Source organism: Streptomyces sp. NPDC048516 (genome assembly GCF_043199875.1).
In the GTDB taxonomy this organism is placed as follows: Bacteria; Actinomycetota; Actinomycetes; order Streptomycetales; family Streptomycetaceae; genus Streptomyces.
Genome location: NZ_JBICWS010000016.1, coordinates 1 through 13933 on the forward strand (window position 1 = coordinate 1; position 13933 = coordinate 13933).

Below are 13933 nucleotides of genomic sequence, written 5' to 3' on the forward strand. Positions count from 1 at the left end.
AAGACACCCTCGACACAGCAACCACCATCCCCCTCCTCCGCCAAGGACACCCAGACGCAGAAACACTCACCACCGGAGTCACCCAACTCCACACCCACGGCACCCACATCAACTGGACCGAATTCTTCAAAGGCACCAACGCCCACCACACCGAACTCCCCACCTACCCCTTCCAACACAAGCGATACTGGATCGCCACCGATGCGCCCGGTACCGGCAACGACGCGAAGGGTTCGTCGGAAGAGCGGTTCTGGGATGCCGTTGAGCGGGCGGACCTGGACGCACTGGCCACCACCTTGCGGCTGCCTGTTGACCAGCGGGAGTCATTGGCCACGCTGCTGCCGGCCATGTCCACCTGGCGGCGTCAGCGCCACTGGACGTACCACGTGATCTGGGAGCCCGTCCCGGAACCCGCGCGATCCAGCACGCCGAAAACCTGGCTCCTCGTCCGCCCGCTGGAGGGACGCGCGACGGGTCTCTCCGAGTCGCTCACTGCGCTCGGCGACCGTGTGATCGACATCGCCACGAAGGTCACCGTCCAGGACGGCTCCGGACTCGCGGACCTGCTGCGCGAAGCCCTCGCCGGCGAGCAGGCGGTGGACTGTGTCCTCTCGCTGCTGGCCCTGGACGACGGTCCGGAAGCACCGGCCGCCGGCCTGTCCGCGACGGTCGCCCTCACCCGTACTCTCGACGAGCTGGGCGTGACGGCACCGCTGTGGCTCGCGACCAGTGCGGGGCTGTCGGTGACTCCGTCGGACTCACCCGACGACCCCCGGCAGGCGGCGTTCTGGGGGCTCGGCCAGGCCCTGGCAGCCGAGCGGCCCGATTTCCCGTACGGCCTCGTCGATCTGCCGGCGGCTGTCGATGTGCCGATGGCCGGAAGGCTGAGCGGACTGCTCGCGGCGGACGGCGAGCACCAGTTGGCGCTGCGGCCCTCGGGGGCGTTCGCGCGACGGCTGGCGGCGGCGGATGTCGCGGGTGACGGAGCCGAGCCCTGGCAGCCGAGTGGCACGCTACTGCTCGCCGGGGCGGCGAACCCGCTCGGTGCGCGGCTCGTCCGCTGGGCAGCCGGACACCATGGTGCCCACGTGCTGTTCCTTCTCGGCCCGGGGGATGCCGAAAGCCCAGTCGTCGCCGAGCTGCGGTCAGACCTCGGGGAGCGGATCACGGTGGTGTCGTGCGACCTGGCCGACGCCGCGGCCCGTGCGGAGCTGCTCAGGACCGCGAGGGCCGGGCAGCGGGTCTCGGCGGTCGTGCACGTCGCCACGTATGCGGGAGCTCCGGCCGTGGAGGCGAGGGCCGGCACGTCGGTCGAATGGGCGCTGAACGAGGCGGACATCGCCGCGCAGCTCGACGTCCTGGCCAGGGAGGCCGACGCAGAGGTGTTTGTACTGCTCTCCTCGGTCACGGGAATGTTCGGCGTGCCCGGGCTCGGGGACACTGCCCTCGCCCACGCCTCGATCGACGCCACCGCCGGCGTCCGCCGTGCCGCCGGGCTGCCGGTGCTCCAACTGAGCGTGGTGCCGGAGCAGGAGGCCAATCCGGGCATCGGCCCGTTGGGCATCCGGCCGGTGCCGCCCGAGACAGTGCCGTCGCTCGTCGAACGGGCGCGAGAATTGGACGGCGAGTCGCTCGTCATAGCCGATGTCGACTGGGAGCAGCAGGCCACGAGAGTCGGCGCACTGCACCGCGGACTATTCCGCGGCATTCCGGCCACGCATACGGAGCCTGTGCCGGCGTCCGTTCCGGACCGGTCCCTCGCGGCCCAGCTGGGCGAAGTGCCCGAGGACGAGCGGTTCGAGTTCCTGCTCGCGCTGGTGCGGCGGCAGTCGGCCGCCCTGCTGGGGCATTGCACACCAGACGGGGTGGACGCCGATGCCGATTTCCTCAGCCTCGGGTTTTCGTCGATCACAGCGCTGGAACTGAGCACCCGGCTGCGCGATGCGGGCGTGGCGCTCTCCCCCACCGACCTGTACGACTATCCGACTCCCACGGAGCTCGCAGAGCACCTTCTTGCCGTACTGGGTGGCGGCGAACCGGAAACGGCACATTAGCGGTTCGGCAGATCCGTTCGAATTGACAGACACGACAGAGGAGCCCCTCTTGACGTACCCCATTGTCATCGCCGGCGGCGGCCCGGTGGGCCTGATGCTCGCCTGCGAGCTTGGTCTCGCCGGTGTGGAGACCCTTGTCCTGGAGCGGCAGCCAGAGCCGAACGAACAGTCGCGGGGCGGTGCCATCAACGCCGCGGTGGTCGAACTCCTCACGCAGCGCGGCCTGATGGAAGCCTTGAGGGGGGACGGCTTCGAGTTCACCCAGGCCCACTTCGCCCATCTTCCGCTCGACGCTCCCCGAGTCCCTGAGCGGCACGCGTTCTCCTTCGCCGTGCCGCATGCACGGCTGGAACAGCGGTTGGCGGAGCGCGCGGTCAAGCTCGGCGTCGACATACGACGCGACGCCGAGGTCGTGGGTCTCGCCCAGGATCCGGACGGCGTGGTGCTGACGGTACGGACCGGCGGCACCGACGTCACGGTCCGCGGGAGTCATCTGGTGGGCTGCGACGGCGCGCAGAGCACCGTACGTGGCTTGGCCGGGATCGGCTTCCCCGGGACCACGCCCCGGTTCTACGGCATGCTCGGGGATCTGGTGGTCGAGCCGGGCAATCCTCTCCTCGCACGGATCGGCAAGAACCAATACGAGACCGGTCTGTGCACGGTCGTCCCGACGAGTCCGACCACGCTCCGGGTGATGACCGGCGAGTTCGGCATCGAGCCGGAAGACCGCACGGCACCGGTGACGTTCGAAGAGCTGAGTGCTGCGTATACGCGGCTCACCGGTGCCGAACTGCAGGGTGTGCCACAGTGGTTGAGCCGGTGGGATGCCACGTCCCGACAGGCGGAGCGGTACCGTGTCGGCCGGGTCTTCCTCGCTGGCGACGCCGCGCATGTCCATTTCCCGCTGGGGGGACAGGCGTTGAGCACGGGCATCGAGGACGCGGTGAACCTGGGCTGGAAACTGGCCGCCGAAGTCGCCGGGTGGGCGGCGCCGGACCTCCTCGACACGTACGAGAGCGAGCGGTACCCGGTGGGCGCCCGTGCCTGTCTGACGACCCGGGCGCAGACGGCACTCATGCACGGCCTCACGGAGATCGCCCCGCTGAGGGAGGTACTCGGGGACCTGCTCGCGCTGGACGAGGTGAACACGTACCTGGTGAAGATGGTGGGCGGGATCGACATCCACTATCCCATGGGTGAAAAGAGTTCCGAATCCCACGCAGTAGCCCAGGGTTTGAAAGGTAGTCGGCTCGCCGACATCCCGCTCATCGCGTCGGGCGGCAGCACCTCCGTGGCTCAGCTCCTCGCGTCCGGTCGGGGTCTGCTCCTGGACCTCTCGGGGCAGGGCCAGGCGTCCGACCTGGCCGGATGGACGGACCGCGTCGACCACGTCCGCGCTGAGCCGACGGCGGAAATCGACGCGGCGGCCGTGCTCCTGCGGCCGGACGGCCGTGTCGCATGGGCAACGGATGTGATGTCGGGGGAGCGTGACGAGACGCTGTCCGCGGCACTCCGGAAGTGGTTCGGCGCGGCCGACACCGCCCGGTCGGCGAACTGACCGGACGAGAGGTGCAGGGGCAGCCCCCTACCCCTGCCCTCCGTCGTCCTCGGCATCCTCGTAGGGGTTGAGGACGACGGCCTCCGTCACTTCTTGTCCAGCTGCACCCAGATCTGCCGTTCCACCTCGGGCAGGGCGCGGAGTTGCGTCGCCCCCTCTGTTCACGGGCATTCCGCGCACGTGGCGCCACGCCCCTTCCCCGGCCCGCCGAAGCGGGCTCTCCCACGATGGTCAGGTACGGCGTCAAGGCGAATCTACGGATTCATTTCATTGGGCGAGTCGGCGGTAGCTGATGAGGTTCGCTGCGATGGCGGTGGAGGCCAGGAAGTGCACTGGTTGCCGCTCGTATCTGCGGGGCAGTCTGCGGCAGCCGGCGAACCAGGCGGTGAAGCGATCAACAACGCAAGGTCGCACTCTCAGGCGCAACCCCTGCCCGCCTGGACACCCCCTGTATCAGCGCCCGGTCCGGGAGATTAGGGGTACAAGGCATACCCACGTCTCCCTAGGCTCTCACCAAAGCCCACATGATTTCGATTCTCCAAGAGAGTCTTACAGCCTTCGACAGGGGACACGAGCATGCCATTGCCCACCCGCGATGAGGACGTTTGGATACGACGATTCCCTACGAATCCGCGAGGCCGAATTCCGCTGGTCTGTTTTCCGCACGCAGGAGGATCCGCAAGCTACTTCGTCCCGTTTTCCCACTCCCTGGCCGGGGACGTCGATGTGCTGGCCGTCCAATACCCGGGCAGGCAGGACCGCAGACGCGAACCCCTGATCGACAACATTCCCGAGCTGGCCGACCGGATCTTCGACATACTCAAGGACCTGCCCATAGGCCCGCTCGCGTTCTTCGGCCACAGCATGGGGGCAACCGTGGCCTTCGAGGTGGCACAGCGGTTCATGCAACGGACCGGCACCTGTCCGCTCTGGCTGTTCGTCTCGGGGAGACGGGCACCCTCCCGCCACCGTCAGGGCAGCGTCCACCTCTGTGACGACTCTGTCCTGGTCGCCGAGTTACGCAAGGTCGGCGGGACGGATCCGCGACTTCTGGCCGACGAGGAACTGCTCAGTACGTTCCTGCCGGTGACGCGCAACGACTACAAGGCGATCGAGACGTACGCCTGGACGCCGGCCCCGAAACTCGACTGCCCCATCACCGCGTTCGTCGGTGACCAGGATCCCCAGGCCACGGCCGAAGAAGCCGCCGCGTGGGCCGGGCACACGACCGGGGCGTTCGACCTACGGGTCTTCCCCGGCGGCCACTTCTATCTGGACGAGCACCGGAACTCCGTGACCGATGCGATCGCCTCCACGATCGGCGGCTCGTCCCTCATCACCAGCGCCATCGAGGAGCCTGCTCTGTGAGATACGAGATCCTGGGGCCTCTTCGCGTCGCCGACGGTGCCACCTATACCTCCATCAGCGCGCGGAAGATCGAGACCGTACTCGCCGTCCTGCTGATCCGGTCGGATCAGACCGTCACGCCGCACCAGCTCATGGATGAGATCTGGGGGGTCAACCTGCCGCTCCGGGCCACCGCCGGTCTGCACGTCTACATTTCACAGCTCCGGAAGTTCCTGCACCGTCCGGGCCGTTCGGAGAACCCCATCCTCACGCGGCCACCCGGTTACGTCCTGCTGAAGGGTACCGACGAGGTCGACTTCCACGAGTTCCTGCAGCTGATCGCCCAGGGCCGCGCCCAGATGAAGCAGCGCCGGCACGAGGAGGCATCCTCGTGCTTCGAGCAGGCACTGGGACTGTGGCGCGGGCCGGCGCTGGGGGACCTCAGCAGCGGGCCCATCGGCGACGGCTTCGTGACCCGCATGATGGAATCGCGCCTGGAGTGTCTGGAGATGCTGGCGGACGCCCATCTTGAGCTCGGTCGGCACCGCGAGCTCGTCGGCAGGCTGTACGCGCTCATCGCCGAGAACCCGCTGTGCGAAGCGTTCTACCGCCAGCTCATGCTGGCGCTGTATCGATCCGAGCGCCAGGCCGATGCCCTGAAGGTCTATCAGACCGCCCGCCGGACCCTCGACGAGGAGCTGGGGCTGGAGCCGTGCCAGGCTCTCCGTGACCTGCAGCGCGCGATCCTGGCGGCCGACAGCCAGCTCACCGCACGCGCCGCCTCGTGAAGACCGCGGGTGGGCGCGGGCCGGGTGGACCGGGCGGCCGCGACAGAGCGGTCCACCCGGTCCGTAGAGCTGCGTTCGCAGCCGTCGGTACCGTTCAGCCGCGCAGGAACGGTATGCGACGGCGGGCCCGTACGGCGCGCAGGAGAAGCCCGAGGACCATGGTCTGTGAGGTGCGGAGACCACGCGAGCGCAGCAGCTGTGCCGTGGTCCACAACTGCGTCTCCAGCACGTGGTTGGGCGATGCGTGGACGTCGTCGTGCTCGATGAGACTGAGCCGGCGCACATGGTTCTTCAGCAGGCGTATGTCATCAGCCGGAATGATCTCGTCCCGAAGGCTGGCGACGTAGGAGACGGGGATGCGCAGCGACGCCAGCTGCTCGTCGCTCAGCGCCCAGCCGCCGAGACCGCCGACGACGGTCTCGGCACCGGTCATGTGAGCCAGCGCGTCCGTGGTAATCCGGGGCAGTCCGCGCTGCCAGTCGGCGTTGGTGAAGAATTCCTGGATCGGGGCGCCCACCGTGATAACGCCCTTGATCCGCGCGTCGTCCACAGCGCAGCGCAGCGCCATCTGGCCGCTGAAACTCAGGGCCATGGCATACGTCCGCGTCACGTCCGCGCGATCGGCCACCTGGTCAAGGATTCCCGAGAGCATGCGCCAGCTTTCCGGTTCGTAGCGCAGGGTGTTCTCGCCGGTGGAGGGCATCTCCGTGACGACGGCCGCCATCCCGAGCCGCCCCGCATGAGCCAGCATGGGTGCCCACTGCTCCTTGATAGTCACGTTACCGCCCATGACGATCAAGAGGGGTTTGCGTTCGGTCATGCTCAGGCCGCTGGCCCAGCAGCCCACCTGGCCTTCCTTGAAGTCCAGGGTCAGGCGTTCGATGCCCGGATGGTCGGACCGCCAGCGGTCGAGCGCGCCGATGCACCGGCCCAGCGCCTCCTGACGGGCGGGGCCGTCGATGTAGGGGAACCGGGCCATGGCGTAGTGCCGACTCGCTTCGAGGTGCTGCCCCTGTTTCTCCAGCGTCTCACCGGCACGGCACCACTCCCTGACCCAGGACCCCCGCGCGGAGCCGTCGTCGGAGTGAATGCGGTCCAGCACGTCCCGATAGCCGCGAATCCGCTGACCCCGGGCGTGCGCCTCGATGTATCCCTTGAGTTCCGCGACGTCGTTCACACTCGCCCCTCCTTCCAGTTCTCCAGCCCGTCCTTGATTTCCGCGAGTACGTCCGCGGCCTCCGCGCCATCGATGACACGGTGGTCGAAAGTGAGGCTCAGCCGCATGAGCGGGACGACGGCCACTCTGCCGTCACGCACCGCGGGACGGTCGGCGATGCGGCCGATCCCCAAGGTGATCGTGGTCCCTCCGACGGAGTAAAAGCCGTCGACTGGACGGTGCCCCAGTGAGGTGACGGCAAAGGTTCCCATGGTCCTGGCACGACCGGCGAGCGGCCTGACACCGAGCCGGAAGGCCAGTCGCGAGAGCGGTCGGGGAAGGCGCTGCAGCGTTCGCATGGGAGCAAACTCGGGCATGGTGGCCGGGTCGCCCTCCCGGAAGTGCTCCACCCGCTCCTGGATCTCGTCAATGCTCATCCGGTGAACATCGTTCAGAACCGTCGAGACGACCACCCGGTGCCCGTTGAGGTTCTTGTCCAGCGTGACCTTCCCGTTGACCGAGTCGTACCACGCCACCTGCGGCCACAAATGGCCGCGCATGGCGGCGTTGGCATCCGGATGTACGGCCAACACGCGCGATGCCACATGGAGTACGTGGGAGACCACGGAATAGCGGAGCCCGGCACGCTCCGCAGACCGGTACGCCTGAACCGCAGTCATGTCTATGTCCGTGTCCAGGAACACCGGCTTGATGGCCCGGATTTCGTCCAGGAACAGCAGGGTATGGCCACGTTCACGCGCGACGCGCGCTCTTCTGAATCCGCCACCGCTCTTCATCGCGTCATCTCCAGGGCGTCGTCAAAGGTGCGCACGGAACAATTTCTCCCGATCTGCTGGGCCGGACGCAGAGCAGAGAGCTACCCAAACCACAAGCTCCTCCGATACCGGCCCGTAGGAGTTGCCCATTGTTGGTGCTGCGACTAAAGCCAGCCTTGACCCATATCAACTTAGAGCGCCTTTAGCCACACTCTCTACAATTCGGGTCAAGAATTAACATTAGCCACCTATTGATTTCTGGAGTTCACATGACAGCGGCCGGAAATAAATCAGGGGATCTGATCGACGAGCGGGCCCTCGAGGTCGGAACCGAGTCCCTCAAGGAAATGCACCCCGATCCGGGCCCGCTGAGCATCCCGGCACTTGCAGTGGCCGCAGCCACCGCAGCCGGCCTGCACACACCGGGCGTCCACTCCGAGGACGACGCAGTGAGCAGGTGCGTCATTCGTAGCGTGACCGAAATGGCGGAAAATCTCACGGTCAGCCACTCGAAGGAAGAGGCAGGCCCGGGAACCACCGTCGAGTACCGTGAGGCCTTGGTCGATGCCGACGGCAAGCGGGTGGGCACGATGACCGGCAATTCCGTCGTTCTGATGATGACTCCGCACATGTGGCAATTCCATCAGAGCAGGACGGAATTCGAGGACGGCGTTATCGAGCACAGTGCGGTCATCGACTGCACCGCCTTGATGCGCCGTATGTCCCAGGTCCACCGTGCCACCGGAATAAGCGGCGCCTACGAGGGAAAGTCGGGCTACATGGCATTCGAGATCAGCGACCCCACCCAGAAACCGCCCCACTTCACCACGACATTCGTGATGTGCTGACGACGACGCCCTCAACGGATAGCGCGTAAGGCCCTGGGCCGGCACGTCAGTTGGGGCCGGTGGGGTGCGTTCGGGCCCCCGGGCTACTGCCGGTTGGCCGCGCAACCACCGCACGACCAGCGCAGGCCCTTCGTGCATACATGACCCTGTGGCCCGACATGCCGTAGATAGAATCACACGCCCGACAAGAGACGTCCGCTCGGACGCCATTACCCCCGTTACTTTCGTTGGAATCGGATCCGATGGCGCATCGAATGGGGGGAATGCAGTCCACACGCGGCTGACAGGCCAAAAACGGCCCACAAATCATGTGCCCTACAAACCGCGAGACGCCTGCGGAACGATGGGACCACACTTCCCACGGGGGGAAAGAATCATGCCGACTTCGGCAGAATCGGGCTCCACAAAGTTATCGTCGACTGGACCTGTCCCGGTGAGTTCTTCGGCGCGGCGAGGGTATCGACGACCCATACACCCGCCCGCGCCACTATCAGCGCTTGAAGACCACCGCGTACGCCGCCATTTACGTGGCACGAAGGACCGTGGCATGTCGGCACCCTCGACCATGCGCCTTACGCCTCGCCCCACCGGCGGCCGCCCCATCGCTTCCCGCACGGTCGGTGGCCACCATCTCGGCAAGGGAAGCCGCCGATGAACCAGGACGTAACAGGCCCCTTATCCTGCCGCGCGGCGTCCAGCGCGCTCCGCGCCACACCCCCGTTCACCGTGCTGCTCGGCCCCGACTACGCCGGCAAGTCATCCGCCCTGCTGGAACTCGCCGACCGCGCGCCAGCCTGGCCGATCGTCTCCGTCGACGACGAGTTCCTGGGGCCCGAACACTCCTTGATCGGCCAATTACGCCGCAACCTGGTCGCCGATGTCCTGCCAGGTCTGCACCACGGTTACTCCACTGACTTCATGATCAGCCTGCTGCAGACGGCGGCGCTCCACCTGCGTGACAGCATCGAGCGCAGCCCGGGCGGGGCACCGGTCCTGGTGGACTCCTATTACTACAAGATCCTCGCCAAGTGCCGGCTGTCCGGAGTGGACAACCACCCGATGTTCGACTGGTGGCGCACCTTTCCCCAGCCACGCAGGGAGATCTTCCTGGAGGTGTCGGCAGCGACGGCTTGGCGACGTTGCCGGCAGGGAGCCGAGACCAACTCCTTGGAGTACTACGGCGAACGGCCCGAGCAGGCGTCGTTCGAGAAGTTCCAGTCCGATCTACGCAAGGTCATGTGGGAAGAGGTACGGCAACTTCCGGTCACCGTCATCGAGGAACAGGAACATATATCGCGGACTGCACAGAAGATACGAGAGGCGATAGCCCATGACCATTGGTGACACCTGGAACGTCCAGGCCGCCTGCAGCACTACCGGGACCGGGTCTTCGGCGAACGCGTGAACCTGAGGGCCGCGCTCGCAGACGCCAACGGCCACCAACACCGGGTCCTGATCGAATTACTGGAGCACAACGCCAACACCGAGTACGGCCGTGCCCACTCATTCGGTTCGATCCGTTCCATGGCCGACTTCCGCAAAGCGGTGCCGATCAACGACTATGCGGCGCTGGCACCTTGGATCGATCGGATGACGGCGGGCGAGAGCAACCTGCTGACGGCGGACGACCCGACGGTGTACTTCACCAGCAGCGGCACCACCGGCGACCACAAGAAGATCCCGGTCACCGCCCGCTTCATGCACCGGACCTTCTTCCCGTTCTACTACGCGGCCTGGGCTCCGCTGCTCGAGCACTTCCCCGATGTGCTCGACCGGCCGAACAGGGTGCTGAACCTCAAGCACGACCCGCGGCCCGTTCCCCCGACCACCGCCTCGGGCCGTCCCCATGTCGGCGCCAGCCAGGTCGACTTCGGCACTAAGTTCGGTGAGCCGCTCTCCGCCGAGCCCGGCACAGCGGCGCTGTGGGGCACCCTTCCGGTGCCCGTCGAGGAGAACGACCACCTGGAGAAGACTTACTTACGCCTGCGCCTCGCCGTCGAGAGCGATGTGCGCTGCGTCATCGGCATCAACCCAGCAATGGTCGCCGCCGTGCCCTACCAGCTGAACCTGTGGTGGCCCCGGCTGGTGAAGGAGATCCGCGACGGCACGCTCGGCGGAGTGCCGTACGGCGATCCCAACCCGGAGCGAGCCACCGCGCTGGAGCGGCTGGCCGACCACTTCGGAACGGTACGTCCGGCTCATGTCTGGCCCCATATGCGGGCACTGTTCTGCTGGACGACGGGCCTGGCTTCGCTCTACATGCGGCGGCTGCGTGCGGAGTTCGGTCCTGGCGTGGCCGGCCTGCCCGCGCCTGTCGCCGCGTCAGAGGGGCCCGTCGGCGTGGCCTTGGACCGGCACGGTTCCGCCGGCTCCCTGGTGGTCACCGCCTCGACGTACGAGTTCGTGGAGGCCGAGTCGGACCTCCGGCCCGACGCGCCGACCCTGACGCTCGACGAGCTGGAACCGGGCCGCGACTACCACGTGATCTTCAGCCACATCGGCGGTTTGTACCGCTACGCGGTGGGCGACGTAGTGCGGGTCGTCGACCGGGTCGACGGAGTGCCGAGGGTGGAATACGCGGGCCGCAGCACCCGTTCGGACGCCGCGGGCGAGCGTCTGCGCGACGCTCACGTCATCCGCGCACTCGCCTCGGCCGCCCAGGCCACAGGGCTCGACGTCCGCAACGCCTCCTGCCGGGTGAACCAAGCGGACGGTGCCGCCGCACACTACGAGTTCGCTCTCTCGGCGCCCGGCGAGTGGAGTGAGCGGGAGACAGATCGCTTCGCCACCCTGCTGGACAGCTCCATCGGCCGCGAGGCCCCGGCCTACGCGACGGCACGCTCGACCGGCCGACTGGGCCCCGTGACCCTGCAGCGCCTCGACGGTGAGGCCTTCTTGCGTGACTGGCACACCCGCGTCGCCTCCGGTATCCGGCCGACCCAGGTCAAGGACCGGCTGTTCAGACAGGATCCCGCACTCTGGGAAATGCTGACCGGCTCTGCGCGGGCCGACAAGGGAGGACAGGCATGACCGAGACATTGGATGCCGTCGAGCGCACCGCGCTGCTGACGGCGGCGCTCCGCGCGGCGGAGAGCAGCCGGCAAGACCGGCTCTACGACGACCCCTATGCAGCTCGCCTGGCCGGCGACGCGGGCCCTGAACTGCTCGCCGAGATCCGCGAGGCCACGTTCCCCAAGAACGCGGCGCGCACCCTGCCGAGCACACCGGACTACAACGCCATCCGCACCCGGTTCTTCGACGACTTCCTCCAGCAGGCGGCGCAGGATCCGGACATGCATCAGATCGTGCTGGCGCCCGCCGGGATGGACTCGCGCGCTTACCGGCTCGCCTGGCCCTCCGACATCCGCTACTTCGAGGTGGACCGGCCCGCGGTGCTGGCCTACAAGGAAGAGCGACTGCGCGGAGTACCTCCACGGGTCGACCATCACTCGGTCGCCGTCGACCTGACCTCGCCGGACTGGGAAAACAAGCTGGTGGCGGCCGGCTACGACCCCGGGCTTCCGTCCACCTGGCTGCTGGAAGGGCTGCTCTACTACATCCCCGGTGACGACGCGCACCGCATCATCGAACGCGTGGCGGCGATCACGAAGCCGGGCAGCAGGATCGCCGCGGACATCGTCAACGAGGCTGCGCTGACCCTGCCGAACATGCGCGGCTTGCTGGACGTGTTCGCCGGTTGGGGCTGCCCATGGCTGTTCGGCTCCGACAATCCGGAAGCACTGTTCGACGAGCACGGCTTCACCGTGGAGGCCGCGCAGCCGGGCGATCCGGCGGCCGCGTACGACAGGTGGCCCGACCCGGTGCCGGATCGCGCCGAGACCGGGGTGCGCCGGGTGTTCTTCGTCCACGGGAGCAAGAACTGAGATGGCGGACGCAATAGTCGTCGGCGGGAGTATCGCCGGTCTGGCCACCGCCCTCGCCCTCAGTAGCGCCGGGTACCACGTTCGGGTGCTGGAGCGCGCCGCCCCCCTCCCGACGGGCCAATTGGACAGGCTGTGCGGGACTGGCACCGGCCGACCGTGTCACAGGCAATTCACTCCCACACTCTGACCTCGCTCGGCGTGCGGGTGCTGCGCCGCCGGGCCCCGCAGCTGCTGACCGCGGCTCTGGACGCCGGCGCGGAACTGCTGGATCTCATCAAGGCGTTGCCCGCGCTGATCGAGGACCGTACCCGGGAGGTCGGCGACGATGACCTGGTAACCCTGGCCTGCCGGCGCACCGTCCTTGAGATGCTCATGTACCGGACCGTACGTGACCTGCCGCAGGTCCGGATCGACCACGGAACGGCGGTCCGCGGGCTGGTACTCGACTCGTCGTCCGAGCAAGTGCGTGGGGTGCGTACCAACACCGGCGAGGTGGTATCGGCCGCGGTCGTGATCGACGCGACTGGCCGCCGCGCCGAGTCCCGCGGTTGGTTGGCCGCGGCGGGGGTCCCGGTCGTCGAGGACCTGGTCCAGCCATGCGCCATCACCGGTTTCAGCCGCCAGTACCGGCTACGCGGCACCGGCCGTCCCGGACCGCTCAACCGCGGTGGAGCGGCTGGAGGGGTGTGGGACCACTACGCTGCAGCGCTGCACCCGGGGGACAGCCGCACCTTTGCCATCGCTGTCATGGTGCTCACCGGCGACCGAGCGACGGCCGGCCTACGCGCGACGGACGCGTTCACCGCCGCCGCCCGGGCCACCCCCGACATCGGTGCCTGGCTCGCGCCCGGTGTCAGCGAGCCGCTCACACCGGTCAATGTGATCACCTGTCCGCCTAACGTGCTGCGCGGCACGGCGACAACCCGGCAGCGGCCGGTGGCGGGCCTGTTCACGGTCGGCGACGCGGCCTGTGTCACCAATCCGCTGTACGGGCGCGGCATGTCGCTGGCTGTGGAACACGCCTTCCAACTGGCCGACCTGCTGGCCGACGCCTCGACGGACCAAGCGCTGAGCCAAGCCGCCGCCCGGCTCACCGAGCGGTTGTTCACGCCCTGGTACGAGTTCCAGGCCCAGGAGGACAGAGAGCGGACCGCCCGATGGAAAGCGGCGGCGACCGGCGGCGACCGGTCCGCGACACCGCGGCCGGAACCGCCCGGTGACCGGACGAGCACCGGACAGGTGCAGGCCGCGGCGCTGACCGACGGGCTGGTCTGGCGTTCACTCACCCGCGTATTCATGGGATTGAGTACCCCCGCCACAGCCTTCGGCGACGAGAAGTTCCTGGCCCGGGTGGCACAGGCGCCCCCGATCGATCCGGCAGGGCTGCCTCCGGTGCCCGGCCGGGACGAATTCGTCCGCGTTATCGCGGCGGCGAAAGGAGAGTAGCGGTGTTAACCCTCCAGGCGAACTCGGCGCGTGGCAGTAGCCGGCCCGGGAAGCCCGAAGTCGGGTCTCCCGGGAC

12 protein-coding genes and 1 pseudogene are annotated in these 13933 nt (G+C 67.7%); 10 read left to right on the forward strand and 3 right to left on the reverse strand.

What is annotated here, in order from left to right; all coding sequences use genetic code 11:
• Both ACGFR7_RS27755 and ACGFR7_RS27760 read left to right on the forward strand, forming a co-directional pair.
• A partial coding sequence (locus ACGFR7_RS27755; protein WP_393324570.1) for a KR domain-containing protein occupies positions 1 to 2054 on the forward strand: 2054 nt, incomplete at its 5' end.
• A 49-nt stretch (positions 2055 to 2103) separates the two neighbouring features.
• On the forward strand, positions 2104 to 3612 hold the full coding sequence (locus ACGFR7_RS27760; RefSeq protein ID WP_393324573.1) for an FAD-dependent monooxygenase: 1509 nt from the start codon (positions 2104 to 2106) through the stop codon (positions 3610 to 3612).
• Positions 3613 to 3879: 267 nt separating this feature from the next.
• Here the strand turns inward: ACGFR7_RS27760 and ACGFR7_RS27765 are convergent.
• Positions 3880 to 3993, reverse strand: a pseudogene (locus ACGFR7_RS27765) (IS5/IS1182 family transposase); the annotation flags it as partial.
• A gap of 195 nt (positions 3994 to 4188) precedes the next feature.
• Between ACGFR7_RS27765 and ACGFR7_RS27770 the strand changes: the two are divergent.
• Positions 4189 to 4980 carry a thioesterase II family protein gene (locus ACGFR7_RS27770; protein WP_393324576.1) on the forward strand — a complete coding sequence of 264 codons (792 nt, stop codon included), beginning with the start codon at positions 4189 to 4191 and terminating at the stop codon, positions 4978 to 4980.
• Positions 4977 to 5747: a BTAD domain-containing putative transcriptional regulator gene (locus tag ACGFR7_RS27775; RefSeq protein ID WP_393324579.1), complete on the forward strand. Its 771-nt coding sequence runs from the start codon at positions 4977 to 4979 to the stop codon at positions 5745 to 5747. The genes ACGFR7_RS27770 and ACGFR7_RS27775 overlap by 4 nt, the downstream gene beginning before the upstream one ends.
• A 94-nt stretch (positions 5748 to 5841) precedes the next feature.
• On the opposite strand, the gene ACGFR7_RS27780 is transcribed toward ACGFR7_RS27775, so the two are convergent.
• Together ACGFR7_RS27780 and ACGFR7_RS27785 are read right to left on the reverse strand one after the other, a co-directional pair.
• Positions 5842 to 6924 (reverse strand): alpha/beta hydrolase, encoded by a 1083-nt coding sequence (locus tag ACGFR7_RS27780; RefSeq protein WP_393324582.1) that lies wholly within the window; start codon positions 6922 to 6924, stop codon positions 5842 to 5844.
• Complete coding sequence (locus ACGFR7_RS27785; RefSeq protein WP_393324585.1) at positions 6921 to 7700, reverse strand: 2-oxo acid dehydrogenase subunit E2; 780 nt, start codon at positions 7698 to 7700, stop codon at positions 6921 to 6923. Before ACGFR7_RS27785 ends, ACGFR7_RS27780 begins: the two co-directional genes overlap by 4 nt.
• Positions 7701 to 7948: 248 nt before the next feature.
• Between ACGFR7_RS27785 and ACGFR7_RS27790 the strand changes: the two genes are divergently transcribed.
• The 6 genes from ACGFR7_RS27790 (at position 7949) to ACGFR7_RS27815 (ending at position 13857) form a co-directional block, all read left to right on the forward strand.
• The gene (locus ACGFR7_RS27790) at positions 7949 to 8527 is read left to right on the forward strand and encodes a hypothetical protein (protein ID WP_393324587.1); all 579 of its coding nucleotides are present in this window, start codon (positions 7949 to 7951) and stop codon (positions 8525 to 8527) included.
• A gap of 651 nt (positions 8528 to 9178) precedes the next feature.
• Entirely contained in the window at positions 9179 to 9871 is a 693-nt protein-coding gene (locus tag ACGFR7_RS27795) for a hypothetical protein (RefSeq protein WP_393324590.1), read from the forward strand.
• Between the two features lie 57 nt (positions 9872 to 9928).
• Entirely contained in the window at positions 9929 to 11557 is a 1629-nt protein-coding gene (locus ACGFR7_RS27800) for a GH3 auxin-responsive promoter family protein (RefSeq protein WP_393324593.1), read from the forward strand.
• Positions 11554 to 12411, forward strand: coding sequence for a class I SAM-dependent methyltransferase (locus tag ACGFR7_RS27805; RefSeq protein ID WP_393324596.1), 858 nt, complete (start codon positions 11554 to 11556; stop codon positions 12409 to 12411). The genes ACGFR7_RS27800 and ACGFR7_RS27805 overlap by 4 nt, the downstream gene beginning before the upstream one ends.
• Position 12412: 1 nt before the next feature.
• A complete protein-coding gene (locus ACGFR7_RS27810) occupies positions 12413 to 12598 on the forward strand; it encodes an NAD(P)-binding protein (protein WP_393324599.1) in 186 nt (61 codons plus the stop codon).
• Positions 12568 to 13857 (forward strand): NAD(P)/FAD-dependent oxidoreductase, encoded by a 1290-nt coding sequence (locus tag ACGFR7_RS27815; protein ID WP_393324602.1) that lies wholly within the window; start codon positions 12568 to 12570, stop codon positions 13855 to 13857. The genes ACGFR7_RS27810 and ACGFR7_RS27815 overlap by 31 nt, the downstream gene beginning before the upstream one ends.
• The last annotated feature ends 76 nt before the right edge of the window (positions 13858 to 13933 follow it).